This is a genomic window from Paracoccus sp. (in: a-proteobacteria) (genome assembly GCF_047605025.1).
In the GTDB taxonomy this organism is placed as follows: Bacteria; Pseudomonadota; Alphaproteobacteria; order Rhodobacterales; family Rhodobacteraceae; genus Paracoccus.
On sequence record NZ_JASGGO010000029.1, the window covers coordinates 25346 to 50035 of the forward strand.

The 24690-nt window shown below is 67.0% G+C and carries 28 protein-coding genes and 1 pseudogene; 15 read left to right on the plus strand and 14 right to left on the minus strand.

Translation table 11 applies throughout. The features are described 5' to 3' along the window. Window positions 1-290: 290 nt before the first annotated feature. From QM682_RS15195 to QM682_RS15205, 3 genes are all read right to left on the minus strand, one after another. Window positions 291-860: a YagU family protein gene (locus QM682_RS15195; RefSeq protein WP_415131219.1), complete on the minus strand. Its 570-nt coding sequence runs from the start codon at window positions 858-860 to the stop codon at window positions 291-293. Between the two features lie 207 nt (window positions 861-1067). Then, entirely contained in the window at window positions 1068-1955 is an 888-nt protein-coding gene (locus QM682_RS15200) for a hypothetical protein (protein WP_415131221.1), read from the minus strand. 162 nt (window positions 1956-2117) lie between these two features. Further along, on the minus strand, window positions 2118-2618 hold the full coding sequence (locus QM682_RS15205) for an Lrp/AsnC family transcriptional regulator (protein WP_415131223.1): 501 nt from the start codon (window positions 2616-2618) through the stop codon (window positions 2118-2120). Between the two features lie 164 nt (window positions 2619-2782). Between QM682_RS15205 and trxB the strand changes: the two genes are divergently transcribed. The 4 genes from trxB to QM682_RS15225 all read left to right on the plus strand — a co-directional run bounded on the left by trxB (window position 2783) and on the right by QM682_RS15225 (window position 6427). After that, complete coding sequence (trxB, locus tag QM682_RS15210; RefSeq protein WP_415131225.1) at window positions 2783-3808, plus strand: thioredoxin-disulfide reductase; 1026 nt, start codon at window positions 2783-2785, stop codon at window positions 3806-3808. Beyond that, the gene (locus tag QM682_RS15215; RefSeq protein ID WP_415131227.1) at window positions 3809-4645 is read left to right on the plus strand and encodes a hypothetical protein; all 837 of its coding nucleotides are present in this window, start codon (window positions 3809-3811) and stop codon (window positions 4643-4645) included. Window positions 4646-4838: 193 nt separating this feature from the next. Continuing rightward, on the plus strand, window positions 4839-5618 hold the full coding sequence (locus QM682_RS15220) for a hypothetical protein (RefSeq protein ID WP_415131229.1): 780 nt from the start codon (window positions 4839-4841) through the stop codon (window positions 5616-5618). Further along, window positions 5615-6427, plus strand: coding sequence for a glycosyltransferase family 2 protein (locus tag QM682_RS15225; RefSeq protein ID WP_415131231.1), 813 nt, complete (start codon window positions 5615-5617; stop codon window positions 6425-6427). Before QM682_RS15220 ends, QM682_RS15225 begins: the two co-directional genes overlap by 4 nt. A gap of 6 nt (window positions 6428-6433) precedes the next feature. On the opposite strand, the gene QM682_RS15230 is transcribed toward QM682_RS15225, so the two are convergent. The 4 genes from QM682_RS15230 to QM682_RS15245 all read right to left on the minus strand — a co-directional run bounded on the left by QM682_RS15230 (window position 6434) and on the right by QM682_RS15245 (window position 8943). Further along, complete coding sequence (locus tag QM682_RS15230; protein WP_415131232.1) at window positions 6434-7081, minus strand: Crp/Fnr family transcriptional regulator; 648 nt, start codon at window positions 7079-7081, stop codon at window positions 6434-6436. Window positions 7082-7521: 440 nt separating this feature from the next. Continuing rightward, window positions 7522-7749 carry a DUF1150 family protein gene (locus QM682_RS15235; RefSeq protein ID WP_415131234.1) on the minus strand — a complete coding sequence of 76 codons (228 nt, stop codon included), beginning with the start codon at window positions 7747-7749 and terminating at the stop codon, window positions 7522-7524. A 13-nt stretch (window positions 7750-7762) separates the two neighbouring features. Next, entirely contained in the window at window positions 7763-8173 is a 411-nt protein-coding gene (locus QM682_RS15240; RefSeq protein WP_415131236.1) for an Hsp20 family protein, read from the minus strand. A gap of 131 nt (window positions 8174-8304) precedes the next feature. Beyond that, window positions 8305-8943 carry a hypothetical protein gene (locus QM682_RS15245; RefSeq protein WP_415131238.1) on the minus strand — a complete coding sequence of 213 codons (639 nt, stop codon included), beginning with the start codon at window positions 8941-8943 and terminating at the stop codon, window positions 8305-8307. 158 nt (window positions 8944-9101) lie between these two features. On the opposite strand from QM682_RS15245, the gene QM682_RS15250 reads away from it, so the two are divergent. The 3 genes from QM682_RS15250 (at window position 9102) to QM682_RS15260 (ending at window position 10917) form a co-directional block, all read left to right on the plus strand. After that, window positions 9102-9320: a YdcH family protein gene (locus tag QM682_RS15250; RefSeq protein ID WP_415131240.1), complete on the plus strand. Its 219-nt coding sequence runs from the start codon at window positions 9102-9104 to the stop codon at window positions 9318-9320. Between the two features lie 75 nt (window positions 9321-9395). Beyond that, window positions 9396-9881, plus strand: coding sequence for a 5-(carboxyamino)imidazole ribonucleotide mutase (purE, locus tag QM682_RS15255; protein WP_415131242.1), 486 nt, complete (start codon window positions 9396-9398; stop codon window positions 9879-9881). Next, complete coding sequence (locus tag QM682_RS15260; RefSeq protein ID WP_415131244.1) at window positions 9874-10917, plus strand: 5-(carboxyamino)imidazole ribonucleotide synthase; 1044 nt, start codon at window positions 9874-9876, stop codon at window positions 10915-10917. Before purE ends, QM682_RS15260 begins: the two co-directional genes overlap by 8 nt. Here the strand turns inward: QM682_RS15260 and cobD are convergent. Then, window positions 10901-11863: a threonine-phosphate decarboxylase CobD gene (gene cobD / locus QM682_RS15265; protein WP_415131246.1), complete on the minus strand. Its 963-nt coding sequence runs from the start codon at window positions 11861-11863 to the stop codon at window positions 10901-10903. The genes QM682_RS15260 and cobD overlap by 17 nt on opposite strands. Window positions 11864-12115: 252 nt before the next feature. Between cobD and QM682_RS15270 the strand changes: the two genes are divergently transcribed. From QM682_RS15270 to QM682_RS15290, 5 genes are all read left to right on the plus strand, one after another. Continuing rightward, window positions 12116-12619: a YbjN domain-containing protein gene (locus tag QM682_RS15270; RefSeq protein ID WP_415131248.1), complete on the plus strand. Its 504-nt coding sequence runs from the start codon at window positions 12116-12118 to the stop codon at window positions 12617-12619. A gap of 82 nt (window positions 12620-12701) precedes the next feature. Further along, on the plus strand, window positions 12702-13508 hold the full coding sequence (gene proC, locus QM682_RS15275) for a pyrroline-5-carboxylate reductase (RefSeq protein WP_415131250.1): 807 nt from the start codon (window positions 12702-12704) through the stop codon (window positions 13506-13508). Continuing rightward, window positions 13505-13849, plus strand: coding sequence for a tRNA-binding protein (locus QM682_RS15280; RefSeq protein WP_415131252.1), 345 nt, complete (start codon window positions 13505-13507; stop codon window positions 13847-13849). Before proC ends, QM682_RS15280 begins: the two co-directional genes overlap by 4 nt. Then, complete coding sequence (locus tag QM682_RS15285) at window positions 13849-14799, plus strand: 2-hydroxyacid dehydrogenase (RefSeq protein WP_415131254.1); 951 nt, start codon at window positions 13849-13851, stop codon at window positions 14797-14799. The genes QM682_RS15280 and QM682_RS15285 overlap by 1 nt, the downstream gene beginning before the upstream one ends. Window positions 14800-14801: 2 nt before the next feature. Next, a complete protein-coding gene (locus QM682_RS15290; RefSeq protein WP_415131256.1) occupies window positions 14802-15755 on the plus strand; it encodes a magnesium transporter CorA family protein in 954 nt (317 codons plus the stop codon). On the opposite strand, the gene QM682_RS15295 is transcribed toward QM682_RS15290, so the two are convergent. Further along, window positions 15756-16436: a DUF1045 domain-containing protein gene (locus QM682_RS15295; protein ID WP_415131258.1), complete on the minus strand. Its 681-nt coding sequence runs from the start codon at window positions 16434-16436 to the stop codon at window positions 15756-15758. A gap of 129 nt (window positions 16437-16565) precedes the next feature. On the opposite strand from QM682_RS15295, the gene QM682_RS15300 reads away from it, so the two are divergent. Further along, window positions 16566-17627 (plus strand): DUF475 domain-containing protein, encoded by a 1062-nt coding sequence (locus QM682_RS15300; RefSeq protein WP_415131260.1) that lies wholly within the window; start codon window positions 16566-16568, stop codon window positions 17625-17627. Window positions 17628-18347: 720 nt separating this feature from the next. Here QM682_RS15300 and QM682_RS15305 read toward each other — a convergent pair. From QM682_RS15305 to cobT, 3 genes are all read right to left on the minus strand, one after another. Beyond that, a complete protein-coding gene (locus QM682_RS15305; protein ID WP_415131262.1) occupies window positions 18348-20156 on the minus strand; it encodes an aminopeptidase P family protein in 1809 nt (602 codons plus the stop codon). Then, window positions 20140-21153 (minus strand): hypothetical protein, encoded by a 1014-nt coding sequence (locus QM682_RS15310; RefSeq protein WP_415131264.1) that lies wholly within the window; start codon window positions 21151-21153, stop codon window positions 20140-20142. The genes QM682_RS15305 and QM682_RS15310 overlap by 17 nt, the downstream gene beginning before the upstream one ends. A 65-nt stretch (window positions 21154-21218) precedes the next feature. After that, complete coding sequence (gene cobT / locus QM682_RS15315) at window positions 21219-23081, minus strand: cobaltochelatase subunit CobT (protein WP_415131266.1); 1863 nt, start codon at window positions 23079-23081, stop codon at window positions 21219-21221. 75 nt (window positions 23082-23156) lie between these two features. On the opposite strand from cobT, the gene QM682_RS15320 reads away from it, so the two are divergent. Further along, window positions 23157-23357 carry a type II toxin-antitoxin system HicA family toxin gene (locus QM682_RS15320; protein WP_415131268.1) on the plus strand — a complete coding sequence of 67 codons (201 nt, stop codon included), beginning with the start codon at window positions 23157-23159 and terminating at the stop codon, window positions 23355-23357. After that, window positions 23354-23746 carry a type II toxin-antitoxin system HicB family antitoxin gene (locus QM682_RS15325; protein ID WP_415131270.1) on the plus strand — a complete coding sequence of 131 codons (393 nt, stop codon included), beginning with the start codon at window positions 23354-23356 and terminating at the stop codon, window positions 23744-23746. Before QM682_RS15320 ends, QM682_RS15325 begins: the two co-directional genes overlap by 4 nt. Before the next feature lie 67 nt (window positions 23747-23813). On the opposite strand, the gene QM682_RS15330 is transcribed toward QM682_RS15325, so the two are convergent. After that, entirely contained in the window at window positions 23814-24302 is a 489-nt protein-coding gene (locus QM682_RS15330; RefSeq protein ID WP_415131272.1) for a hypothetical protein, read from the minus strand. A gap of 1 nt (window position 24303) precedes the next feature. Further along, a pseudogene (locus QM682_RS15335) lies at window positions 24304-24690 on the minus strand (cobaltochelatase subunit CobS); the annotation flags it as partial.

Below are 24690 nucleotides of genomic sequence, written 5' to 3' on the forward strand. Positions count from 1 at the left end.
GCGTTCCTTGGATAGAGGCCATCCTGGGGTCGTCTGATCAAAGGACATATGCTGGTTTGGCGGGTGTGCTTTATGCGGGACATCGCCGCCATTCGCTCCAGGTGCTTTCCACCACGGACCATGCCGCAAGTGCGATGCCACTTGCGACAAGGATGCATGACACGAGAAGCCCTGTTTCTCGGGGCATCGCCGATCCGTCGCGGGTTTCGGGATATTCCCTGCAAACCACCTTGGGGATGTGCGGCGGGCCATGGATCGGGATAGCTAAGGCCGGTCCTTGGCCTGTCCGGTCAGGGTGCGACCCACTCGCCTCTGATCGGGCGGGCGAAATAGGCCAGCACCGCGATCATGCAGACCTCGATGGAAGCGCCCCAGTAGATATGGCCAAGAAACTCGCTCCACAATTCGGCCGAGTTGAGATTCCATAGCCAGCCCCTGGCGCCATTGGCATAGACCGGGTTGCGGAACCCAAGCAGCGGGATCAGGAAGCCGTGCATGGCCACGGTGATGATGATGCCGAAAAGCGCCCCATACCAAAGCCGGATCGTCGGCCACCAGATCGACCAGACGACATAGACGAAGGCGAACGCGAAGCTGAACAGCCAGTGATACAGCGTCACCGCGCCCGCGACGTTCACGCCCTGATAAACGTAGTCGAGCGAATGCGAATTGATCCCAAGCCAGCCGAGCCAGCTGTCGATATGCGCGCCGGGCGGAGAAACCTCACCCGGCACCCTCGGCGGTGTGTTGACCTCGGACCCCCATTTGACAAGCGAACTGAAGAACCCGCCGATCAGCGTCGTCCAGACGATCACCTGGACGTTGACTTTGGTTTGAAGGTTGACCTTGTTCTGGCCCATATGTGAAACATCCTATGCTTTATTGCTTACTGTGGTGCAGAGCATGTCGGCCTGCTGCATTTGCAGCGTTAGCGAGAACACAGGCCAGAGCAATGATTTAAATCAAACAGTGAAAACAGCTCGTGTCTTCCGAGCATGGAAGCGTGTCGCTGTTGCAATGAGAGCGGCATTTCGCGCAGTTGCCGTTTCCGTCGCCAAACTCTTGATCTATGAGCGCTTCGCGGCGATATCGAGAAGCAGGAAAGCGGTTACGACCACCAGCCCGGCCGCTGTCGGCCATGACCATGTATAGAGCGGTGAGAAGCCTTCAATGATGAAGGTGAGGACGGGCAAAGCTGCCATTGTCACCATCACCGTGTAGGGATCGCAGCGGCCAATGCCGACTTGCAGCAGATAAAGGGGGCCAAGAACGCCCACCGCCGATACCAGCAGCAGGGCCGCGACCAGCCAACCGGACCACTCCACGGCGGCGATATTCGTTCCCCATGCCAACGCCATCGAGACAGGCAGGATGAGATAAAAGCGGTGGGCCAGCACCGCGCCGAACCTCCATCCACGGTTCAGCAGCGACTTGGAGGCCATGGTTATCAGCACCGCGCCGACGCCGGCAGCAACGCTTGCCGACAGGCCGAGCCAGGCGTTCCGGCCCAATGTCGCGAAACCGCTTCCTTGCAGGGCGGCAAAGCCCAAGATGGCGCAGCCGGCCAGAACGCCGAAACAAACCACCACGCGCAGGGCTGCGGGGCGCTCGCCGGTCAGCGCCAGAGAGATCGCGACGGCGAGGATCGGGCCGATGCCGATTTCGACGGCACCGACGATGGCCGGCTCGATGAGCTTCAGGGCATGGAAGAAGCTCAGGAAGGTTAGGGCTGTGCTGGCGTTCAGGAGCAGCAGTGGACCCCATGCGGTTTCACCCACGCCTTTGCGCGATAGTCCAAGAAACAGGGCGGCGGTAAGCGCGAAGCTGATGAAGACGAAAAAGGCAGACGGAATATCCGTCAGCCATGTGCCGAACATCACCTTGCCGATCGCTTGCAAGAGGACGGCCAGAAAAATCATGATCCGGCCGAAGTTGGCCGACAGTGCGATATTCATTGGAAACCCGCATTTGACGGGGGCTGACTATACAGTCAAAGCCGATGTCTGTCGCGTAACCGCTGAAGCCCGCGGCGACGCTGTTTCGCCGCGCCGTCCAGCGCAATCAGGGCCGCCGTGATTTCCCAAAGCCTGATGACCGCCAAGAACGCAAGGCGTCGTTTATCCCGCCGCCGCGGCCCGCGCCTCGACCACCTCGAAGGGCACGCCCGGTTGGTCCTTGGCGCAGCGGATGACCAGCGAGGTCTTGACCGAGGCCACATTGGGCGCGGCGGTCAGGTGCTCGGTCAGGAATCGCTGGAAGCTCGGCAGGTCGGGCGAGACGCATTTCAGGATGAAGTCGATCTCTCCGTTCAGCATGTGGCATTCGCGGACCAGCGGCCAGCCGCGCGCCAGCCCCTCGAAGGCGGAAAGGTCGCGCTCGGACTGGCTGAGCAGGCGGACCATGGCAAAGACCTGGACCTCGAAGCCCAGTTCGCGCGCGTCGATATCGGCGTGATAGCCCCGGATATAGCCCGCCTCTTCCAGCGCGCGGACGCGGCGCAGGCAGGGCGGTGCCGAGATGCCGACGCGCCGCGCCAGCTCGACATTGGTCATCCGACCGTCGGCTTGCAGTTCCGCAAGGATTTTCCGGTCGATGTCGTCAAGTCGGGCGCCGCTCATATCATTCCTCTTGGGCCGGTTCTCCGGCCGATTGCATGTCGGAAGCTACCCCGCCGGGCGGTTGCGCGCAATATTCTTTCCGCGACCGCAAAGAAGGCTTCTTCCATTGCATGAGGCGGCGGGGGTGATTACCTAAGCGGCGCAAAGAAAAAGGTCCAGCTTTCATGTCCCATGCCTCTGCCGAACTGCCCGATGCCGTCCTGCCCGCCCATAGCCGCGTGCTGATCGTGGGCTCGGGGCCGGCTGGCTATACCGCCGCCGTTTATGCCGCGCGGGCGATGCTGTCTCCGGTGCTGATCCAGGGCATGCAGCCGGGCGGGCAGCTGACCATCACAACCGAGGTCGAGAACTGGCCCGGCGAGACCGAGATCCAGGGACCGGACCTGATGGTCAAGATGGAGGCGCATGCGAAGGCCATGGGCGCGCGCATCTTCGTCGATACGGTGACGCGGCTGGATCTGGGGGCGCGGCCCTTTGTCGCCCATCTTGATTCGGGTGCGACGATCACCGCCGATGCCGTGATCCTGGCCACCGGCGCCCAAGCCCGCTGGCTGGGACTGGAAAGCGAAGAGAAGTTCAAGGGCTTCGGCGTTTCGGCCTGCGCCACCTGCGACGGTTTCTTCTATCGCAACCGCGAGGTGGTCGTCGTGGGCGGCGGCAATACCGCCGTCGAAGAGGCACTGTTTCTGACCAATTTCGCCAGCAAGGTCACGCTGGTTCATCGCCGCGACAGCCTGCGGGCCGAGAAGATCCTGCAAGAGCGGCTGTTCCGGCATCCGAAGATCTCGGTTCTGTGGGATCACGAACTGGCCGAGGTCCAGGGCACCGAGGCGCCTCTGGGCGTCACCGGGATCAAGGTCCGGCATGTGAGCCTGGGGACCGAGCAGGTGATCACGGCCGATGGGCTGTTCGTGGCGATCGGCCATGCTCCGGCCTCGGAACTGGTCAGGGATCAGTTGGAACTGCATAGCGGCGGCTATGTGAAGGTCGAGCCGGGCAGCACCCGGACCTCGATCCCCGGCGTCTTCGCGGCGGGCGACCTGACCGATCATGTCTATCGCCAGGCGGTGACCAGCGCGGGCATGGGCTGCATGGCGGCGCTGGATGCGGAACGCTGGCTGGCCGGGCATGACATGGCCGGCGCGCCCGATCCCGAGGCCGCCGAGATCGGCGCCGCGCAAACCGCCTGAATGGCGCTGCCGCCGCATCTGGCGCCGCTGCGGCCGCTGCTGGTCGGCCCCGAGGCGGCCGAGGCGCTGCGGGCACAGGCGGCCCGGCTGCCGGCCTGGGTTCTGGACGGCGATCAGCGGGCCGAGTTGGACCTGCTTCTGGGCGGGGGCTTCGCGCCCTTGCGTGGCTATCTGGGGCAGGCCGAGACGCAGGCCCTGCGCGCGACGGGGCGGCTGGCGGGCGGCGACTGGTGGCCGGGGCCTTTGGCGCTGGCGGTCGGCCCGGATTTCGCATCCCAGGTTCATCCGGCCCAGATTCATCCGGGGCTGGACATCGCCCTGGCCGATGCGGCGGGGCGCGCGGTGGCGATCCTGTCGATCACCGATCTTTGGCGCGAGGATGCCGAGACATGGCTGGCCGGTCCGGTCAAGGGTCTGGCCGCCCCGGCGCCGCCCGGTCCCAACGCGCTGCGTGCCCGGTTCCGCGAGGCGGGCGCGCAGCGGGTGCTGGCCGTGCCCTGCGCTGCCTGGCCCGGATCGGCGGAGGTTTTGGTCCAGGCCCAGGCCCGTGCGGCGGCGCTGGACGCGGCGCTTTTGGTCCTCGTGCCCCAGGCTGGGGCGTCCGAGGCCGGGACATTGGGGGCCGGGGCACTGGAAACGGTTGCCTCTGGGTCCGGTCTGTCTGGAACCAGGCTTTGCGGCACGGGCGCGCCGCTGGTGCGGGTGCCCCGGCGGATGTGGGGGAATGCGGGTTGGCTGGCGGTTCTGGCACGCAGCCATGGGGCGACCCATCTGGTGCTGGACGCGCCTTGTCCTGTCCTGCCCGAAGCTCCGGGCATCGTGATCCTGCCGCGTTAGCCTGACGGCTGTGTGATTGCCCGCTGGTCCGCAGCCGCCGCCGGATGCGTGCCGTCCCGTCCGTAATCCGGGCACCGCGCGATCCTGCCCACCTTGGCGGTCCGGCGGACTCGCTTCCCGCCCATCCCGGCCGCTTGGCGTTGACCGGACCACGGGCTTGGCCTATCGCAAGGACAGCGCAAAAGGAGCTGCCATGACCGAGCCGGTGCTGATCCTGACGATGAAATGGGGGACGCTTTACGGGGCCGAGGATGTGAACCGCCTTTATCGCCAGGTTCGCCGCCATCTGGCCCGGCCGCATCGCTTCATCTGCTTCACCGACGACGCCAACGGCATCGACCCCGGCGTCGAGGCGCTGCCTCTGCCCGAGCTGGGCCTGCCCAAGGGCCACGGGGATACGCGCTGGCGCAAGCTGGCGCTGCATCGCCCCGACCTGGGCGGCTTCGCCGGGATGACGGCGCTGTTTCTGGACCTGGATCTGGTCGTGGTCGATGACCTTGGGCCGTTCTTCGACCTGCCGGGCGATTTCTTCATCATCCGCGACGACGACCTGTTTCGCCCGAAGCCGCTGCGCCGGATCAATCCGGGCCGCGACCGTTTCCTGCATTCGGTGGGCAACAGTTCGGTCTTTCGCTATCGCGTGGGCGCGCATGCCTATATCCTGGACGCCTATCTGGCCGATCCGGCGGCGGCGACGCGGGATTACGAGATCAGCCAGCAGTTCCAGAGCGCCCAGCTAGAGGCGCATGGCCATCTGCATTACTGGCCCAGGGACTGGTGCGTCAGCTTCAAGAACCATTGCATGCGGCGCAACCTGCTGAGCTATCTCTGGGATCCCAGGCTGCCGCCGGGGGCGCGGATCGTGCTTTTCGCGGGTGAGCCCAAGATGGAGGATGTCTTCGCCGGGCGCAGCAATCGCTGGTATCGCCGCATCGGCAATATCGACTGGCTGCGCCGGGCCTGGCAGGGATGATCGCCGCCGCCTTTCGGGACTGGAAGCAGGCCCGCCGCATCCGCGCCGCCCAGGCCGAGATCATGGCCCGCCCCGGCCGGGGCCGGGCGCATGGGCTGAAGGGGCCGCTGGTGGTCAGCCTGACCAGCTATCCGGCACGATTCGCCGGGCTGCATCTGGTGCTGCGCTCGATCCTGACGCAAAGCGTCGCGGCGGACCGGGTGATCCTGTGGCTGGACGCGGGCGACGAGGAACGGCTGACCCCCGAGATCCGGGCCCTGGATGTCGAGACCCGGATCTGCCCGAACTGGCGCAGCTACAAGAAGATCGTGCCGACGCTTCTGGAAGCCCCCGAGGCGCATGTCGTCACCGCCGATGACGACGTTTACTACGGTCCAGACTGGCTGGCGGGGCTGGTCGCGCAGGCCGGGTCGGGCATCGTCTGTCATCGCGCGCATCTGGTCGTGATGGATGGGCAGATGCCGCGCCCCTATGGCGAATGGCGGCGCAATACCGACCGGCCCCAATCCGGGCCGCTGGTCTTTCCGACCGGGGTGGGGGGCGTCCTTTACGCGCCGGGCGTATTCCACCCCCACGTGACCGATGCGGCGTTGTTCCAGCGGCTTGCGCCTCTGGCGGATGACATCTGGCTTTACTGGATGCACCGCATGGCGGGGTCATGCCCCCGAAAGATCGGCGGGCGCTTCCGAATCACCGAATGGCCCGGCAGTCAGGCGCAGAACCTGCGCGGCACCAACCTTGCCGGCGACGGCAATGACCGCGCGCTGGGGGCGATGCTGGCGCATTACGGCTGGCCCCACCTGTCCTGATCGTGCTCACGTTTCAGCCAGCGACCTTAGCCGGTGCGGGTCCAGCACCTTGATCTGGCCCCGGCCCAGTTCGATGACGCCCTGGTCGCGCAATTCGGCCAGCGTGGCATTCACGGTCTGGCGCGTGCAACCCGCCAGCAGGGCAAGCTGGGACTGGCTGATCGAGATGTCCTTGTCCCGCCCCGAGAGGCGATGCAGGTGTATGCAGATCCGGGCCTTGGCGGGATAATACTGGGCGATGGCATGCAGCATGGTGTCGCGCACCAGCCGGCTATGCAGGATGCTTGCGAAGTTCCGCAGCACCGAGGCCACCGGCAAATATTTCAGCAGGATCGCTTCGCTGAACATCAGAAGGTCGGTTCCCGCCTGGGCGCGGCAGGTGGCGGCGCATGTCTTGCCCGACAGCATCTCGACCTCGCCCATGACTTCGCCGGGGACGGCGATATGGGCCATGACCTGGTTGCCGTCGTCGTCAAGGAAGGTGACCTCGACCCGGCCCTTGACGATCAGGAAGGCGGCCGGGGCGGGTTCGCCCTGGGACAGGATCTCGGCCGTTGCGGCGAAGTGAAGGGGCGTGCATTCGCTGAAAAGGGCCATGCGCTCGTCGTCGGACAGGCCGGCCAGAAGCGCGGGTCTGAGGCCGCGCAGCGGCATGGTCTCAATTCTACGAGCGGCGGCGGCTTGCGGCGCGTATCGACGGGGAGGTGGGGTCATGTATAAATGCTTACGTCAATCCTGCCTTTCCAGAACAGCAGAAAACGCAAGAGACGAAAAGACCATTTCGCTTAAGCCAGCCGTCGCGGATCTTCGATGAGATTTCGCGCACGATGACGTTCGAGGATCCGGACCTGGCTAACACTTTACGCTGAAATGGATCCTCAAACGTCAGATACTGATAAACCGAAAGATGCGCATGAAGTGTCGTCCAGCCGACAGTTGAGATGCATTTGTTAACATTCTGGTAACTTTTTTTCAGCCCTGCCGGCCGGAAAGACGCAGAGTGGTCCGGCAAGGCATCACGGGGGGCGCTGGACAACGCAAAGCCCCGCGCCGGAGGGGTGCGGGGTCTTGGCGATTGGTGCGATTGGTGCGGATTAGTGGACGCTGACCGGGCTGAGCGCGTTCTGACGCGCCAGCAGGAAGGCCAGGTTGCGGTCGCGAACCAGGGCCAGCCGCTCTCCGTCAATGCCGTGGACGGCGTAAAGCGCATCGGCATCGGGCACCTGCCTGCGCACATCGTCGGGCAGGCTGGCCATCTCGACCCGGCGGATATAGACGGTGTTGCCCGAAGCTTCCGGGCCAAAATCGAATTTCTCGTTCATTTGCGATCCCCTTTCACTTGCGGCTGATCGGTATGGTTTGCACGATGCTTTCCGGCGTCGAACGGCGCAGGTCTATGTTCAGAAGGCCGTTTTCCAGCCCGGCCGAGACCACCTCGACCCCGTCCGCCAGGACGAAGCTGCGCTGGAAGGCGCGGGCGGCGATGCCCCGGTGCAGAAAGACGCGCCCCTCCTCGGGTTCGGCCTGACGGCCCCGGACCACTAATTGGCGATCCTCAAGCGTCAGCGCCAGATCCCCCTCGCAGAAGCCGGCGACAGCCAGGGTGATGCGGAACCCGTTCTGGCCCTGATGCTCGATATTATAGGGCGGATAGCCCTCGGCGCCCTTGGCGGCCCGCTCGGCCAGCCGTTCGAGCTGGTCGAAGCCCAGGAGAAACGGGTGAGCGGCCAGCGAAATCTTGGTCATATGCGCCCTGTCCTGAAGAAGCGACGGTTTGCCGCGAGGTCCCGTTCAGGCGACCCCGCCTGAGGATAATATGCGAACTGGCCCGGCCGGAAACAAGGCCCGGAAAGCAAGGGCCGGAAAGCAAGGGGGCGTCATGGCCGCAGGCCGCAGGCGGCAAGCGTGGCCCCGACCGCCTTGCCCGAACCCGCCAGCGGCAGCCGCCCGCCGCCGCGGTCGTCCGAGACCTCGACCGAGGCGCCGCTCAGCAGGCCGCGCAGCAGGGCCGAGCCGGACGGCGCCGGGGCCGCCCGCAGCCCGTCCTTGGCCGCGAAGGGCTGCGGGATGCGCCGCCCGTCGATGGCGATGCGCGTCGATCCGGCAGAGCCGGCCAGCCCCTGCACCGCGATCAGACCCTGGCTGCCCTTCTGGCACATATAGATCAGCGTCAGCCGCCCGGATTGCACCTGCGCCAGATGCGTGCGCCCGGCGTCTGTGCGGCCCGTGGTCCAGCCCTGGGGCCGGGATTTCGCCGGGGCCTGGGGCCTGGTCTGGGCCTGGGCTGGGGCCTGGGGCTTGGCAGGGGCCTGGGGCTTGGTCGCGCGCGGCGGAGGCGTCTCCTCGCATTGCTGGGCGACGCAGGCCGCATAGGCGGGGTTCGAGGCCGGGCCGTAATGAAACAGGCAGGAGTTCACGCAAAGCTGCATCTGGTCTTCTGGCTGCGCCCAGGCCGGCGCGGACAGGCAGGCCAGCAGCGCCAGCGCGGCGGGGCCGAGGCGGTCGGGAAGCGTCATCGCGGGTTCCTTTTTCCTTGGGGCTGGCGCCAGCTTTCTCCGGGGCGGGGTCTTCGTGCAAGCCTTTTCGCCGCGCCTGCACGGTGCTTTCCGCCAAGGCCATTAACAAGCCGGAATCGCTGCGGTATAACCGGCCCAGTCCAGCCCGAGGCCCGATGATGAATGCCGAATACGAAATGTCGCACGAGGATATCGCCCGAGCCCGGCTGGATGTGCTGCGACGCGAGCATCGCGACCTTGACGAAGCGATCGCGGCGCTGTCCAGCCAGTCCTTGACCCATTCGCTGACGCTTCAGCGGCTGAAGAAGCAAAAGCTGGCGCTCAAGGACCGAATCGCCCGTCTTGAGGACGAACTGACCCCCGACATCATCGCCTGAGAGCGCGGCCGGATTGCATCGCGCGGGCTCCCGCGCTAGGGCGGGGCATACCGGGGCGACGCAAGGGGCAAGGTCATGGACATAGCCGTCGGAATCATCATGGGCAGTCAGTCGGACTGGCCCACCATGCGCGAGGCCGCCGCCATCCTGGACGAGCTTGCGATCCCCTATGAGGCCCGCATCGTCAGCGCCCATCGCACCCCGGACCGGCTTTGGGATTATGGGAAAAGCGCCGTGTCGCGCGGGTTGAAGGTGATCATCGCCGGCGCGGGCGGCGCCGCGCACCTGCCCGGCATGATGGCCAGCAAGACCCGCGTGCCGGTGATCGGCGTGCCGGTCCAGACCAGGGCGCTTTCGGGCGTCGATTCGCTTTACTCGATCCTGCAAATGCCCAAGGGCTATCCGGTCGCGACCATGGCGATCGGGGCGGCGGGCGCGGCCAATGCCGGGCTGATGGCGGCGGGGATACTGGCGATCTCGGACCCGGAACTGGCCGCGCGGCTGGATGCCTGGCGGCAGGCGCTTTCCGATTCCATCCCCCAGGAGCCGCGCGATGAGTGAACTGCGACCCGGCGCCACCATCGGCATCCTGGGCGGCGGCCAGTTGGGCCGCATGCTTTCCGTCGCGGCCAGCCGGCTGGGCTATCGCACCCATATCTATGAGCCGGGATCCGCCCCCGCGGGCGACGTGGCCCATGCCGTGACGACCGCGCCCTATGAGGACGAGGCCGCGCTTCGCGCCTTCGCCGAGGGCGTCGATGTCATCACCTATGAATTCGAGAATGTGCCCACGGCGGCGCTGGACCTGCTGGAATCGATCCGCCCGATCCGTCCGAACCGCCGCGCGCTGGCGGTGTCGCAGGACCGGCTGACGGAAAAGGATTTCCTGACCGGCATCGGCCTGGCCACCGCGCCCTATCGCAACGTGGAAACCGAGGCCGATCTGCCCGCCGCGCTGGCCGAACTGGGCGCGCCCGCGATCCTGAAGACCCGCCGCATGGGCTATGACGGCAAGGGGCAGATCCGCTTCAAGGCGGCGGATCAGCGCGACTGGACCGGCGCGCCCTCGGTGCTTGAGGGCTTCGTCGAGTTCCAGGCCGAGATCAGCGTGATCGTGGCGCGGGGCGCGGACGGCCAGGTCTCGGCCTATGATCCGGGGCTGAATGTCCATCGCGAGGGCATCCTGCGTGTCACCACCGTGCCTTGCGGGCTGCCGCAGGGCCTTTTGACGGATGCCGTGCTGATCGCGGCGCGGATCGTCAATGCGCTGGATTATGTCGGCGTCATGGGGGTCGAACTGTTCGTGACCCGCGCCGGGCTGGTGGTGAACGAGATCGCGCCGCGCGTCCACAACTCGGGCCATTGGACCCAGGCGGGCTGCGCCGTCGATCAGTTCGAGCAGCACATCCGCGCCGTGGCCGGCCTGCCCTTGGGCGACGGCCAGCGTTATGCCGATGTCGAGATGGAGAACCTGATCGGCGAGGACGTGCTGCGCATCCCCGAACTGCTGCGCCGTCCCCGCACCCAGGTCCATCTTTACGGCAAGGGCGCGCATCGCCCCGGCCGCAAGATGGGTCATGTCAACCGGCTGCTGTAAGCGCCTGTCTTACCCGGTCGAATTCCTGGCTGTCGCCGGGGATGCCCAGCCGGACCCAATGCGGATGCCAGGGAAAGATGCGGCTCCAGATCGCGGCGCGGGCCAGCCGGTCCTGCGCCGCCTGCGCGTCCGGGGTCCGGTATAGCCGGAACAGATGCGTGCCGCCCTGAAGCGTCCAGCCCGCGCCCAAGGCGATCTGGTCCAGATGCAGCGCCGCCTCGGAAAGCCAGGTCACGGTCTCGGACCGCCAGCCGGTATCCGCCAGCGCCGCCGCGCCGATTTCCAGAGCGGGGCCTGACACAGCCCAGGGACCGGCGCGCCGCGCCATCGCGTCCAGCAGCGCGGGCGCACCGACGGCAAAGCCCAGCCGCAGCCCCGCCAGCCCCCAGAACTTGCCGAAGCTGCGCAGCACCGTGGCATTCGGGGGCAGGGCGCCCGCCACAGACAGATCGGGCCGGGGATCGGCGAAGCTTTCATCGACCAGCAGATGCCCGGCCTGCGCGGCGATCCGGGCGATCTGACCGGGCGTGAAGCTGCGCCCGTCGGGATTGTTCGGATTGACCAGCACCGCCAGGTCGCCCCCCAGATCGCCGGGCGCCAGGACCTCGGCCACGTCCCAGCCGGCGGCGCGAAGGCTGGCGGCATGCTCGTTATAGGTCGGCCCCAGCACCGTGGCGCGGCGGCCGGGGACCACATGCGGCAGCAACTGGATCGCGGCCGAGGCGCCGGCCAGTGGCAGGATCCGCGGCGGAGCAGCGCCGTAAACCCGGCTCGCCGCCTCGATCAGCCGGGCCGTGTCGGCCGCCGTCGGCAGCGCCGTCAGCGCGTGGAGGCTGGGGGCGGGGGCGGGCCAGGGCCTGCGGTTGATCCCGGTGGACAGGTCGATCCACCCCTTGCCGCCAAAGCGCCGCGCCGCCCTGTCGATATCGCCGCCGTGATCGCGCATTCTTGCCCATCCCCGTGCCCTGCATCCCCGTGCATCGCCCGGGCCTTGAACCCGCTTGCAAGGCTCGGGTCAAGTCGGGGCGGTCAAGTAGGCGCGGTCGCGGAAAATACCTGGGGAGTAACCGAATTTCCCCTTTACACCCTCATGGAAGCGGAACACGATATATGGTAGGCGCATTTGGAAAACTACGCCGGGTGTAGTCATGGCCCGCAGATCTAGGGCCGGCCCCACTCTGGAAAGGCAGGGAGGAACATGGCGCAGCTTGATGATTTCATCCATAGCGACGAGATCCATCCGATCGACATCGTTGAATCCGTCGCCACGCATCATGAATGGGATTTCGACCGTCTGGCCGAAGACCAGATCGCCATGGCCGTCGAAGGCCAATGGCGGACCTATTCCATCACCCTTGCCTGGTCGCCCCGCGAAGAGGTGCTGCGGCTGATCTGCACCTTCGACATGGATCCGCCGGCCGAAAAGCTGCCCGCGCTTTACGAGGTGCTGAACCTTGCCAATGATGAGGTTTGGGACGGCGGCTTTACCTTCTGGACGGCGCAGAAGCTGATGGTCTGGCGCTATGGCCTGGTGCTTTCGGGCGATGTGATGGCCGCGCCCTCGCAGATCGACCAGATGATTCGCAGCGCGGTCGAGGGGGCGGAACGCTTTTATCCCTGCTTCCAGCTTGCCTGCTGGGGCGACGCCACGCCAGAACAGGCCATGGGCATCGCCATGTCCCAGGCTTACGGCCGCGCCTGAGGCCCCTTTCCACCCCCCGCCGCTTATGGTTCAAACGAAAGGCACGGGCCGCCCGGCCCGGACAGGATGAAGGGGGCCGAACATGGCGGATATTTCGGATGTGAACGCGCGCGGGCTGGTGCTGATCGGCTGCGGAAGGATGGGCGGGGCGCTGCTGGACGGCTGGCTCAAGACCGGGCTTTTGCCGCAATCCGTGCATGTGGTCGAGCCCAAGCCCCGGCCCGATCTGTCCGCCTTGGGCATTTGCGTGAACGGCGCGCTGCCCGAGGCGCCGGCCGTGCTGGTCATCGCGGTCAAGCCGCAGATGATGGCGGATGTGCTGCCCCGGCTGAAGGTGGGCGCCGACACGCTGGTCGTTTCGGTCGCGGCGGGCGTCACCATGGCCGCCTATGAGCGGGCTTTCCCCGAGGCGCCGATCGTGCGGTCGATGCCCAATACCCCCGCCGCGATCGGCCAGGGCATCACCGCGATCATCGGCAATTCCCGCGCGGATGCCGCCGACCTGGATCTGGCCCAGGCGCTGCTTTCGGCGGTGGGCCGTGTCGTGCGCCTGCGATCCGAGGATCAGATGGACGCGGTGACCGCGCTTTCCGGCTCGGGTCCGGCCTATGTCTTTCACATGATCGAGGCGATGGCGGCGGCGGGCGTGGCCGAGGGCCTGGCCCCGGACCTGGCGCTGGAGCTGGCCCGCGCCACCGTCGCGGGGGCGGGCGCGCTGGCCGTCCATGCCGATGAAGACCCCGCCCGGCTGCGCGAGAACGTCACCTCTCCCGGCGGCACCACGGCGGCGGGTCTGAACGTGCTGATGAACCCGGAAAACGGCCTGCCGCCCCTGATGCGCGCGACCATCGCCGCCGCCGCCGAACGCGGCCGGGAACTGGGAAAATGAGCGAAGGCCCCATCTCCTGGGACGATTTCGCCCGCGTGGACATCCGCGCGGGCCGCATCACCCGCGCCGAGCCCTTCCCCGAGGCGCGGCGCCCGGCGATCAAGCTCTGGGTCGATTTCGGCCCCGAGATCGGCATCCGCAAAAGCTCGGCCCAGATCACCGCGCATTACACGCCCGAGGCGCTGATCGGCCGGCAGGTGCTGGCCGTGGTGAACTTTCCGCCCCGCCAGATCGGCCCCTTCATGTCCGAGATTCTGGTGCTGGGACTGCCCGACCCCTCGGGCGAGGTGGTGCTGATCGCCCCCGACCAGCCCGTTCCCGAGGGCGGGAGGATGTTCTGATGCGCATCCTCGTCACCCGCCGCATGACTGCCGCGGCTGAGAGGGCGCTGAAATCCCGCTTTGACGCCACCATCCTGGAGCGCGGCCATGGCCTGACCCCGGACGAGGCGCGCGACGCCATGCGCGATTACGACGCGGTGATGCCGACCCTGGGCGACCTCTTCACCGCCGAGGCGTTCCAGGGCGACCTGCGCTGCCGCCTGATCGCGAATTTCGGCGCGGGCTACAACCATATCGACGTGGCGGCGGCGGCGCGGGCGGGCATCCCGGTGACGAACACCCCCGATGCCGTGACCGAGGCCACCGCCGATATTGCCCTGACCCTGATCCTGATGACCGCGCGCCGCGCCGGCGAGGGCGAGCGGCTGCTGCGCCGGGGCGAATGGAGCGGCTGGCAGCCGACCCAGCTTCTGGGCCGCCATGTCAGCGGCAAGACGGTCGGCATCATCGGCATGGGCCGGATCGGCCGGGCCGTCGCCCGGCGCTGCCATTTCGGTTTCGGCATGCGGGTGGTGTTTCATAACCGCTCGGCGGTCTCGGACCTGGATTTCCCGGCCGAGCAGGTGCCGGACCTGGCGCGGATGCTGGAACAGGCCGATTTCGCCGTGGTCGCCGTGCCGGGTGGCGCGGGCACGCGGCACATGATCGGGGCCGAGGCGCTGCGCCATCTGGGGTCGCAGGGCATTCTGGTCAATATCGCGCGCGGCGACGTGGTGGACGAGGCGGCGCTGGTCCAGGCGCTGGATCAGGACCGGATCGCGGGCGCGGGCCTGGATGTCTACGAATTCGAGCCACGGGTCCATCCCGGCCTGATCGCGCGCGAGAACGTGACGCTGCTGCCGCATCTGGGCACCGCCGCCGAAGAGGTCCGCACCGAGATGGCCCTGCGCGCCCTGCGCAACCTCGTCGCGCTGGATCAGGGCCAGGCGCTGCCCGACCGGGTCAACTAGCCATGCTATACGCCTATGTCAGGTCCGGGGCGGGGCTGGCGCTGCTGGACCCAGGCGCGGATCTGGCCCAGGCGATCTGGATCGACCTCTACCGCCCGCTAGAGGCGCAGGTCCGCGCCGTCACGGCACTGGGCTATGACGTGCCGACGCTGGCCGACATGGAGGAAATCGAGATCTCGAACCGGCTCTATACCGACCAGGGAACGCTCTACATGACGGGTGTTCTGCCGGGCCAGCTTCCCGACGGCACGCAGACCTCGATGCCGGTGGGCTTCATCCTGAACGATCAGCGCCTCGTCACCGTGCGCCATCACGCCCCCCGCCCGTTCGAGACCTTTCCCGCCCGTGCCGACCGCTCCAACAGCGGCTGCGCCACGCCCGAACGGGTGTTCCTGGGCCTTGCCGAGGAAATCGTCGGGCGGCTCGCGGATCTTTCCGAAGGCGTCAGCCGCATTCTTGAGACGACCGCCGGGCAGGTGCTGGCCCGTGCCCCCGCCGATGCCGATCTGCGCCGCGCGCTGGTCAGCATAGGCCAGCAGGCCGAACTGGTCGGCCGTATCCGCATGGGGCTTTTGTCGATGGACCGTATCCTGGTCTATCACGCGGCCAGCCAGGGACCCCGCGCCGAGGTCCAGGCAGCCCGCGCCATCCGCGCCGTGATCCAGCGCGATATCCAGGCGCTGGAAGTGCATGCCGATTTCCTGACCTCGCGCATCGCCATGACCATCGACGCGACCATGGGCATGATCGGGCTGCAACAGAACGAACGGGTGCGGATCCTTTCCGTGATCACCGCGCTTTTCCTGCCGCCGACCCTGATCGCCAGCGTCTACGGCATGAATTTCCGCGTCTTCCCGACGTTGGAACAGCCCTGGGGCCTGCCTTTGGCGCTGGGGCTGATGGCGGTTTCGGTCGTGGGGGTGCTGGCGCTTCTGAAATGGAAGAACTGGCTTTGATCAGCCGCGCAGGGCGATCTCGCGGATCATGTGGAAACGCCCCTCGGCATCCTCGCCCATCAAGGCCACCGCCTGGACCGGCATCGGCGCGCGGATCAGCGGCGCCAGCACCGGCGCAAGCGCGTGGCACAGCGCCTGGGCGTCGGCCGAAGGCAAGCCGTTCGACAGCGTCAGGTGATACTGGAACTGGTCCAGCACGAAGGGATAGCCCCAATGGTCCAGATGCCGCCGCGCCCCGGCGGGCAGGGCATCGGGCTTGCGCCGCTCGCGCTCTTCGGGGGTCAGGGCGGCGCGCAGGTCGTCCAGCCGCGTGACCAGCACCTGCTCCAAGGCCATCAGTTCGGGCGGCTGGCGGCGCGGGCGCAGCGCGACGAACCCCCAGTCCCGGCGCAGCTCCAGCTCTAGCGCGAAGGGCACCAGGTGGTCGCAGACCCGCTCGGCCCGCGCGGCCAGATCCTCGGGCGAATGCCCCTCGGCCAGGCGGAACGGCGCCTTCAGCGTGGCGTGAAAGCCGTAGCGCATCGGCTGGGCGGTCAGGGTCTCGGCCTCGTCGGGCAGACCGGCGATCTCGGGGCGGGGCAGGGCGCGGCCCTCGCGCGCATCCCAGCCCAGCCAGGCGCCGCCGAACTCGCCCAGAGGGCCGGCGGGCAGGTGATAGATCGCGAAGCGGCGATAGGGCATGCGTCGTCCTTTCTTCCGCCGCGTTGGCGGCACATGGCGGCCTTGCGGCGAAACCCGACCGGCGCGGCTTGCCCGCGTCCGGTCGCGACCTTAGGACTGTGGGCGCTGGCCCACAATCTGGAAGCCGTTATGAAATCCACGATTCGCTATATGACCTGGCCCTTCGCCGTGACCGTCCTGGGCCTTGCGCTGGCGGCCTTTATCGGCTGGCAATATTCGGGCACGCGGGCGGGCACGCTTTCCTTCCTGATGATCGCGGCGGTGCTGGCGGTGCTGGAAATCTCGCTCAGCTTCGACAATGCCATCGTCAACGCCAACAAGCTCAGGCAGATGACGCCGCTCTGGCAGCGGCGCTTCCTGACCTGGGGCATCATCATCGCGGTCTTCGGCATGCGGGTGCTGTTCCCGTTGCTGGTCGTGGTCATCGCCGCCCATCTCGGCCCGGTCGAGGCGATGCGCCTCGCCGCCACCCAGCCGCGCGAATATGCCGCCATCATCCACGAGGCGCATCTGCCCATCGCGGGCTTCGGCGGTGCCTTCCTCATGCTGGTCGCGCTGAACTACTTCTTCGACGACGCCAAGGAGGTGGACTGGATCAAGGGCGTCGAAGCCGCGCTGCGCAGGATCGGCGAGATCCGGGGCATGGAGGTGGGCTTCGTCCTTCTGTGCATGATGGCGGTGGTGCATTTCCTGCCCGACGAAAAAGAGCATGGCTTCTTCATCGCCGCGACCTGGGGCGTGATCACCTATCTCATGGTCGATGCGTTGGGCCATGTCCTTGACCGCTGGGGCGGGGTCACGGCCGGCGACATGGCGCGCGGCGGCTTCGGCGCCTTCCTTTATCTTGAGGTGCTCGACGCCTCGTTCAGCTTCGACGGCGTGATCGGCGCCTTCGCGCTGACCCAGAACCTGTTCCTCATCGCCATCGGCCTGGGGATCGGGGCGATGTATGTGCGCGCGATGACGGTGATGCTGGTCGAAAAGGGCACGCTGGCGCAGTTCCGCTATCTTGAGCATGGCGCCTTCTGGTCGATCCTGATCCTCTCTGTCCTGATGTTTGTCCAGACCCTGCGGCCCGTGCCGGAATATGTGACCGGCCTGCTCGGCGCCTGCTTCATCGGCCTCGCCTTCGTGAACTCGCTCTCCTGGCGCCGCCGCCATCCCGAGGAGGCCAAGGTGCAAGCGCCCTGAAACGCGAACGGCACCACGAGCGGTGGTCGCAATGGCGTGGAAGCATCAAGGATGAGCCGGATGAAGCCGCTTCCAAGACACAGGCCGGCGTTCGAAAGGCGGCTTCGCGGATCTCGGCGTCAGGCCGATACGCCGAAGGATCTCTTGGGGAACCATGCTCCATCCCGCTGCCGCAGGGTTTTCCGGTCTGGCCTGCCGCTTAACCGACCGGCCCCGCGTGAATATATCCGACCCCCGATCGGGCGGTCGCTTCGGATGGCAATGCCTTGATGAGATCGGCATCTCGGTCTGCGGGCCCGCTGGCGGGACTGCGAAAGGCGTAAAAGGCGCAAAGGGCTTTGAGTGACGTTTCTCACCGATGCGCGACATCCGGGGGGCGGATATGAAGCCACAGACGCGCGCATCGGATCAAGCCCGAAAGGGCGACGGCCAAAGACACCAGGCACGCTCGGTCCATATTCTTGAAACCACCAACGGGGCGCGACGGATCGCCACCGCAGGCAATGAACGCCCGGACATGGGCGGCGGCGGTATCGCACCCGTCCGCAAACCATGGATATCGCGCAAGTTCTACCGCCCCATCCCGCTCGAAGGCAAAGGATGGCCTGCCGCCCAAGCGTTCCCCGATCGCCGCCGCCGCGCCCGGCTTGGGAAATGCGGCAGGCGCCTTCTTTGCTTTCCCAAATACCCCATGCCGGGCGCGCCGAAAAAGCCGCCGCCTCAGCCCAGGGGTCGCGTCGCCAGGTCCAGCCAGTCGTGGATCTCGGGCGCGACCAGGGGGCCGATCCGCTCGCGCACCCCGGCGTGATAGTGGTCCAGCCAGGCGATCTCATCGCGCGACATCAGCGCGGGCTCGATCAGGCGGCGGTCGATGGGGGCCCAGGTCAGGGTCTCGAATTCCAGCATCTCGCGTCCGTCCGGGCTTTCCCCCTTGCGGACCACGATCAGGTTCTCGATGCGGATGCCGAATTTCCCCTCGCGATAATAGCCCGGCTCGTTCGAGAGGATCATCCCCGGCTCCAGCGGGATCTCGGAGACGCGCGAAATCCTGACCGGCCCCTCATGCACCGACAGCCCGGCGCCGACACCATGGCCGGTGCCATGGTCGTAATCCATACCCTCGGACCAAAGAGGCGCGCGTGCCAGCGCGTCCAGATGACAGCCGGCGATCCCCTTGGGAAAGCGCGCGCGCGACACCGCGATCATGCCTTGCAGGACCCGCGTATAGGGCCGCCGCGCGGCCTCGGAGACGGGCCCCATGGGCAGGGTGCGGGTGATGTCGGTGGTGCCATTGCCGTATTGCCCGCCCGAATCGACCAGCAGCACCTGGCCCGGCTCGATGCGCAGGCTGCTGGCGCGCGACACATGGTAATGCGGGATCGCGGCATGCGGGCCGGTGGCGGCGATGGTGTCGAAGCTGATATCCAGGATGCCGCGCGCGCGGCGCAATTCCTCAAGCTTCACCGCCACGTCGATCTCGGTCAGCGGCAGGGCCGCCAGATCCCGCGCCCGCCCGTCCAGCCAGAACAGCAGTTCGGTCACGGCGGCGCCGTCTTCCAGATGGGCGGCGCGCATGCCGGCGATCTCGGCGGTGTTCTTCACCGCCTTGGGCAGGATCACCGGGTCCGGTCCCTCGGCGATGGGGGTGCCCATGCTTTCGATCAGGCGAAAGACCTGATCCGGCGCGCTGCCCGGATCGACCCGAACCGGCCCCGAGATATTGGTCAGCGCCGGTGTCAGCGCGTCATGGGGCAGGATGGTGACGTGATTGCCCAGTGCCGCGCGCACCTCGGGGCCGAATTTCGCCGGATCGGTGAACAGCGCCACGCGGCCATTCTCTTCCAGGATCGCGAAAGCCTGCACCACGGGGTTCTTCGGCACATCCGCGCCCCGGATGTTCAGAAGCCAAGAGATCGAATCGGGCAGCGTCAGCACGGCGGCATGGGCACCCGCCGCAGCCAGCATTCCCGCGATGCGCGCGCGCTTGCCGCCCGCGGTCTCGCCGGCCACATCCTCGGGCCAAAGCCGCACCGCGCCCACGGGGGCCTCGGGCTGGTCGGGCCAGATCGCATCCACCGGATTGCCCTCGACCGCCACCAGCGCGATCCCCGAGGCCGCCACTCCCTTCTCCAACTCTCGGATCTCGCGCCGCGTGTGCAGCCAGGGATCATAGCCGACGCGGCCGCCATTCGGCAAAGCCTCGATCAGCCAGGCGGCGGGGCGCGTGTCGGGCCAGGGAAGCGGGGTGAAATGCGCCGGATCGACCTCGGCCTTGACCTGGACGCGATAGCGCCCGTCGATGAAGACCCCGGCCCGGTCGGGCGTCACCACGGCAAAGCCCGCGCTGCCGGTAAAGCCGGTCAGCCAGGCCAGCCGGGCATCGCGGGCGGCGACATATTCGCCCTGATGCGCGTCCGCGCGCGGCACCAGGAAGCCGTCCAGCCCCCGCGCCGCCAGTTCCGCCCGCAGCGCGGCCAGGCGCGGCGGATGCCGGGCCGGGTCGCTCTCGATGTCATAGACCTGGAACATTGCTTGTCTCTCTCGTCATGGCGGGGGGCGGTCGGTCGGGGTCAGCCTCGGCGCATCGTCTCGGCGGCGCCGGGCAGGGTGCGTGCCGGCCTCTCGGCCGCCGCCTCGGCGCTGCGGCGCTGCGGCGGTGATGGAGTTCCTGGGTGGTCCGCGCGCGCGAGGCTTGCGCCAGGGCCAGGGCCCGCGCGGGATCGGCGACCAGGCCGGCGATCTCCGGCTGCGCGTCGATGCCCTGGGCGCGCAGGAATTCGACCGAGCGGATCAGATGGTCATGGCCCTTGATCGCATTCAGCCGCCCGCAAGAGAAGATGCGCGCCGGCCCGCCCGGCTGCGGCGGCTGCCAGGGGCTGGCGCGGCGGATCTGGGACAGCTCCACCCCCATCGGCGCCAGGTTGACGAAACCGGGCAGGTCGTCCCCGATTTCGCGCCGGGCCAGGCTGGTCAGCAGGCGCGAGATGATCGTGGCGAAACGGGCATGGCGCCATTTCTGGCGCTGGTTCACCCCATAGCCTTCCAGCGTCGGGCCGTGCAGCGTCAGGCTGTAACTGGGACCGCCAAGGCGCTCGGCCAGCATGGCGATATTGAGGCTGTCGGCGCAGCTATGGACATGGATATGGCCCCAGCCCTCTTTGCGGGCGATCCGCTTCAGCCGCGCGCCCATGGCGAGCAGGCCAAGTATCCGCAGCCGCGCCTTGGCGCCGCCGCTGGCCTCGGCCTGCATCGCGGCGCGCAAGCCCCGCAATGTGCCGGACGGATTGCGCAGCATCTCGGCTGCTGCCCCGGCCAGGCCCGCCGCCCCCACCGGGGTCAGGTAGCGGGTCCGTTCCCGCGCCTCGGCGGTCCAGGAATGCGAGGCGACCTTGCGCGGCGGCGGCCGGGTCGAGATCGGCTCTGCCTCGGCCCCCAATTCGGCCAGGGCCTGTCGCTCGCGCCAGAGGAAGATATGGGTTTGGCCGGGAAATTCGGGAATAAAGAAACCAATCCGCAACATGGTCATGCCTCCGCATCCGGGCATTGGTCGCATGGCGGGCCGGCGCAATCAAGCGAAGCCCGCCAGGAAGGTTAGCCGATGCGGCGCTGGCTTAGCGCGCGGGCGCGTTTCCTGGGATCGGCTTCGAACAGCGCGGCCAGTTGCTCGGTCATCGCGCCCGCCAGTTGCTCGGCATCGGTGATGGTCACGGCGCGCTGGTAATAGCGCGTCACGTCATGGCCGATGCCGATCGCCAGCAGTTCGACCTGCTTGCGCTTTTCGATCATGGCGATCACGTCGCGCAGGTGCTTTTCCAGGAAATTCGCGGGGTTCACCGACAGGGTGCTGTCATCGACCGGCGCCCCGTCCGAGATCACCATCAGGATGCGCCGCTGCTCGGGACGCCGGATCAGCCGGCGATGGGCCCATTCCAGCGCCTCGCCGTCGATGTTTTCCTTCAGCAGGCCCTCTTTCATCATCAGGCCCAGGTTCGGGCGCACCCGCCGCCAGGGCGCGTCGGCCGCCTTGTAGATGATGTGGCGCAGGTCGTTCAGGCGGCCCGGATGGGCGCGGCGCCCCTCGGCCAGCCATTTCTCGCGGCTCTGGCCGCCCTTCCAGGCGCGGGTGGTAAAGCCCAGGATCTCGACCTTGACCTGCGACCGTTCCAGCGTGCGCGCCAGCACGTCGGCGCAGATCGCGGCGATACTGATCGGCCGGCCCCGCATGGATCCCGAATTGTCCAGCAGCAGCGTGACCACGGTGTCGCGGAACTCGGTATCCTTTTCGACCTTGAACGACAGCGGAGTCGTCGGGTTCGCCACCACCCGCGCCAGGCGGCCGGCGTCCAGAACGCCCTCTTCCTTGTCGAATTCCCAGCTGCGGTTCTGCTGCGCCTGAAGGCGGCGTTGCAGCTTGTTCGCCAGGCGCGAGACGGCGCCGCGCAGCGGCTCAAGCTGCTTGTCCAGATAGGCGCGCAGCCGTTCCAGCTCGGCCGGATCGGCCAGATCCTCGGCCCGGATCTCCTCGTCGAACTCCTGGGCAAAGACCTTGTAATCGGCATTCGCCTCGCTGACGGGGGGCGGCAGGTCGGGCGGCGTCTCGGCCTCGGACATCTCGGCCTCGTCGGCCATTTCCTCGTCCGACTGGTCGTCCATGCTGACCTGGGCCTGACGCTCGTCCTGGGTCTGCTCCTGGCTGCGCTCGGCGCTGGCCTCGGCCTCCTGGTCGTCGTCCTGGTCGTTGGACTGATTGTCGCCGGATGCCTCGTCCTGCTCGGCGCTCTCCTCGGCTTCGTCCTCCTGCGGCTGGTCCGGGTCCTCGCCAAGCTGGTCGCCATAGCCCAGGTCCTGGATCACCTTCCGCGCGAGGCGGGCGAAGGCGGCCTGATCGGCCAGCACCTGGCGGACCTGGCCCAGATCGGCGCCGGCCTGTTCCTCGATGAAGGGGCGCCACAGATCGGCGACATGCTGGGCCGAGGCCGGCAGCTTGCGCCCCGTCGCCGCCTGCCGCACGACATAGCCCGCCGCGACGGCCAGCGGCGCGTCGGCGGGGGACTTGATCTGGCCATAGCCCTTGCGGTCGGCCTCCTGCCCCAGCTTGGCGTCGATGTTCGACAGCGCGCCGGGCATGTCGCGGGCGCCAAGCGCCTCGCAGCGCGCGGTCTCCATCGCTTCATACAGATCGCGCGCCATCGGGCCGGCGGGGACGTATCTCGCATGGGTCGAGGCGTCGTGGTGGCGCAGCTTCATCGCCAGGGCATCCGCCGTGCCGCGCGCCAGCAGCACCTCGTCGCGGGTCATGCGGCGGCTGACCTGCGGCAGGCGCATGGTGTCGCCGCTGACGCCCGAGGGATCGGCGCTGAAGGTCACGTTCAACTCGTGATCCTCGGCCATGGCGCGGGTGGCCTCGGTCAGGGCCTTCTTGAACGGATCGGCGGGGTTGTCGGATTTTTTCATGGGCTATTTCTGGGCCAGTTTACCAGCACTGTCGAGAGGCTTGACGGCATGCGCCATGCGCACATATATACACATATGGAAATCCCTCGGAACAGCCGCGACATCCTGCGCCGCCTTGCGGCCGAGGGCTGGGACGAGGTTTCCGTCCGGGGCTCGCATCACAAGCTCCGCAAGGACGGGCGGGTCGTAATCGTGCCGCACCCGAAAAAGGATCTGCCCATCGGCACGGCGCGCAGCATCGCCCGCATCGCCGGCTGGCTGGAGGACAAGGAATGAAAACCTATCTGGCATTGGTCGAAAAGGATGCCGACAGCGCCTATGGCATCCGTTTCCCGGACCTGCCGGGCTGCTTTTCGGCGGCCGACGACGAAAAGGACATCCTGCCGAACGCGGTCGAGGCGCTGGAACTGTGGTTCGAGGACATGCCCCAGACCGAGCCGCGCCCCTTGAGCGCGATCAAGTCGGAATGTGCGCCGGAACTGGCGGGCGGAGCCTTCCTGATCGCGGTTCCGCATGTCCGGCGCAGCACCCGGCAACGCCGGGTCAACGTCAGCATGGATACGGGAACGCTGGAGGCGGTCGATACGGCTGCGGGCCAGTTGGGCCTGACCCGCTCGGGCTTCCTCGCCATGGCGGCGCTGAACGAGATCAAGGGCGGGCATTAGCACGCCCCGGCGCCGGTAGCCTCGGTAAGAGCCCTATGGAACGGATCGGCGGGGTTGTCGGATTTTTTCATGAGGTGTTCCGCCATGGTTTTTGCTCTAGGATATACGACCAATAGTTTGCAGCGTTGGCGAGTCCGAAAACCTCTTTGGTGCTGACAATCTGCTCTGGAATAGCCGTTATACCGTCAGCCGATGCACGGTCGAAGAACGTCAATCGCATTGTGTCTTGGTCCAGAAACTCCCAAATGCCGTGACACACTCCGTCTCGCCAGCGACCAAGATCGCTGACCCCGTATTCGAACTCATTCGACCATTGGTCGGAGCGTATCCGAGCGCGGTAGTGAGATAAGAAAAGCTTCAAGCGTTTTTGGAACGTTGCCTTGCATATTTCCTTTGCCTGAGGCGGCTCCTCGTCAAGGGGATTAGGCCAAGCCAAAATATCTAGAGCAGCCACACCCATAGCGCGTTCAAGCACGCTGAAAGATCTGACAATATAACCGATGGCGGTATATTGCTTTTCCGTAAGCTCGCTGTGATGGGCATAGGCGTCGATCACGCTACCCCGCCTTGACCGCCGCGCTTTCCGGCAGTTCCTCGTCGAACAGGCGCTGGTAGAACTCGGCGACGGTCTGGCGCTCCAACTCGTCGCATTTGTTCAGGAAGGTCAGGCGGAAGGCGTAACCTACGTTGTCGCCGAAGATGCGGGCGTTCTGCGCCCAGGCGATCACCGTGCGCGGACTCATCACCGTGGACAGGTCACCCTGCATGAAGGCGGTGCGGGTCAGGTCGGCCAGGGTCACCATCTGGTTGATGATCTTGCGGCCCTTTTCGGTGTTGTAGGTCGGGTTCTTGGCCAGGACGATGGCGGCCTCGGCGTCATGCGACAGGTAGTTCAGCGTCGAGACCAGCGACCAGCGGTCCATCTGGCCCTGGTTGATCTGCTG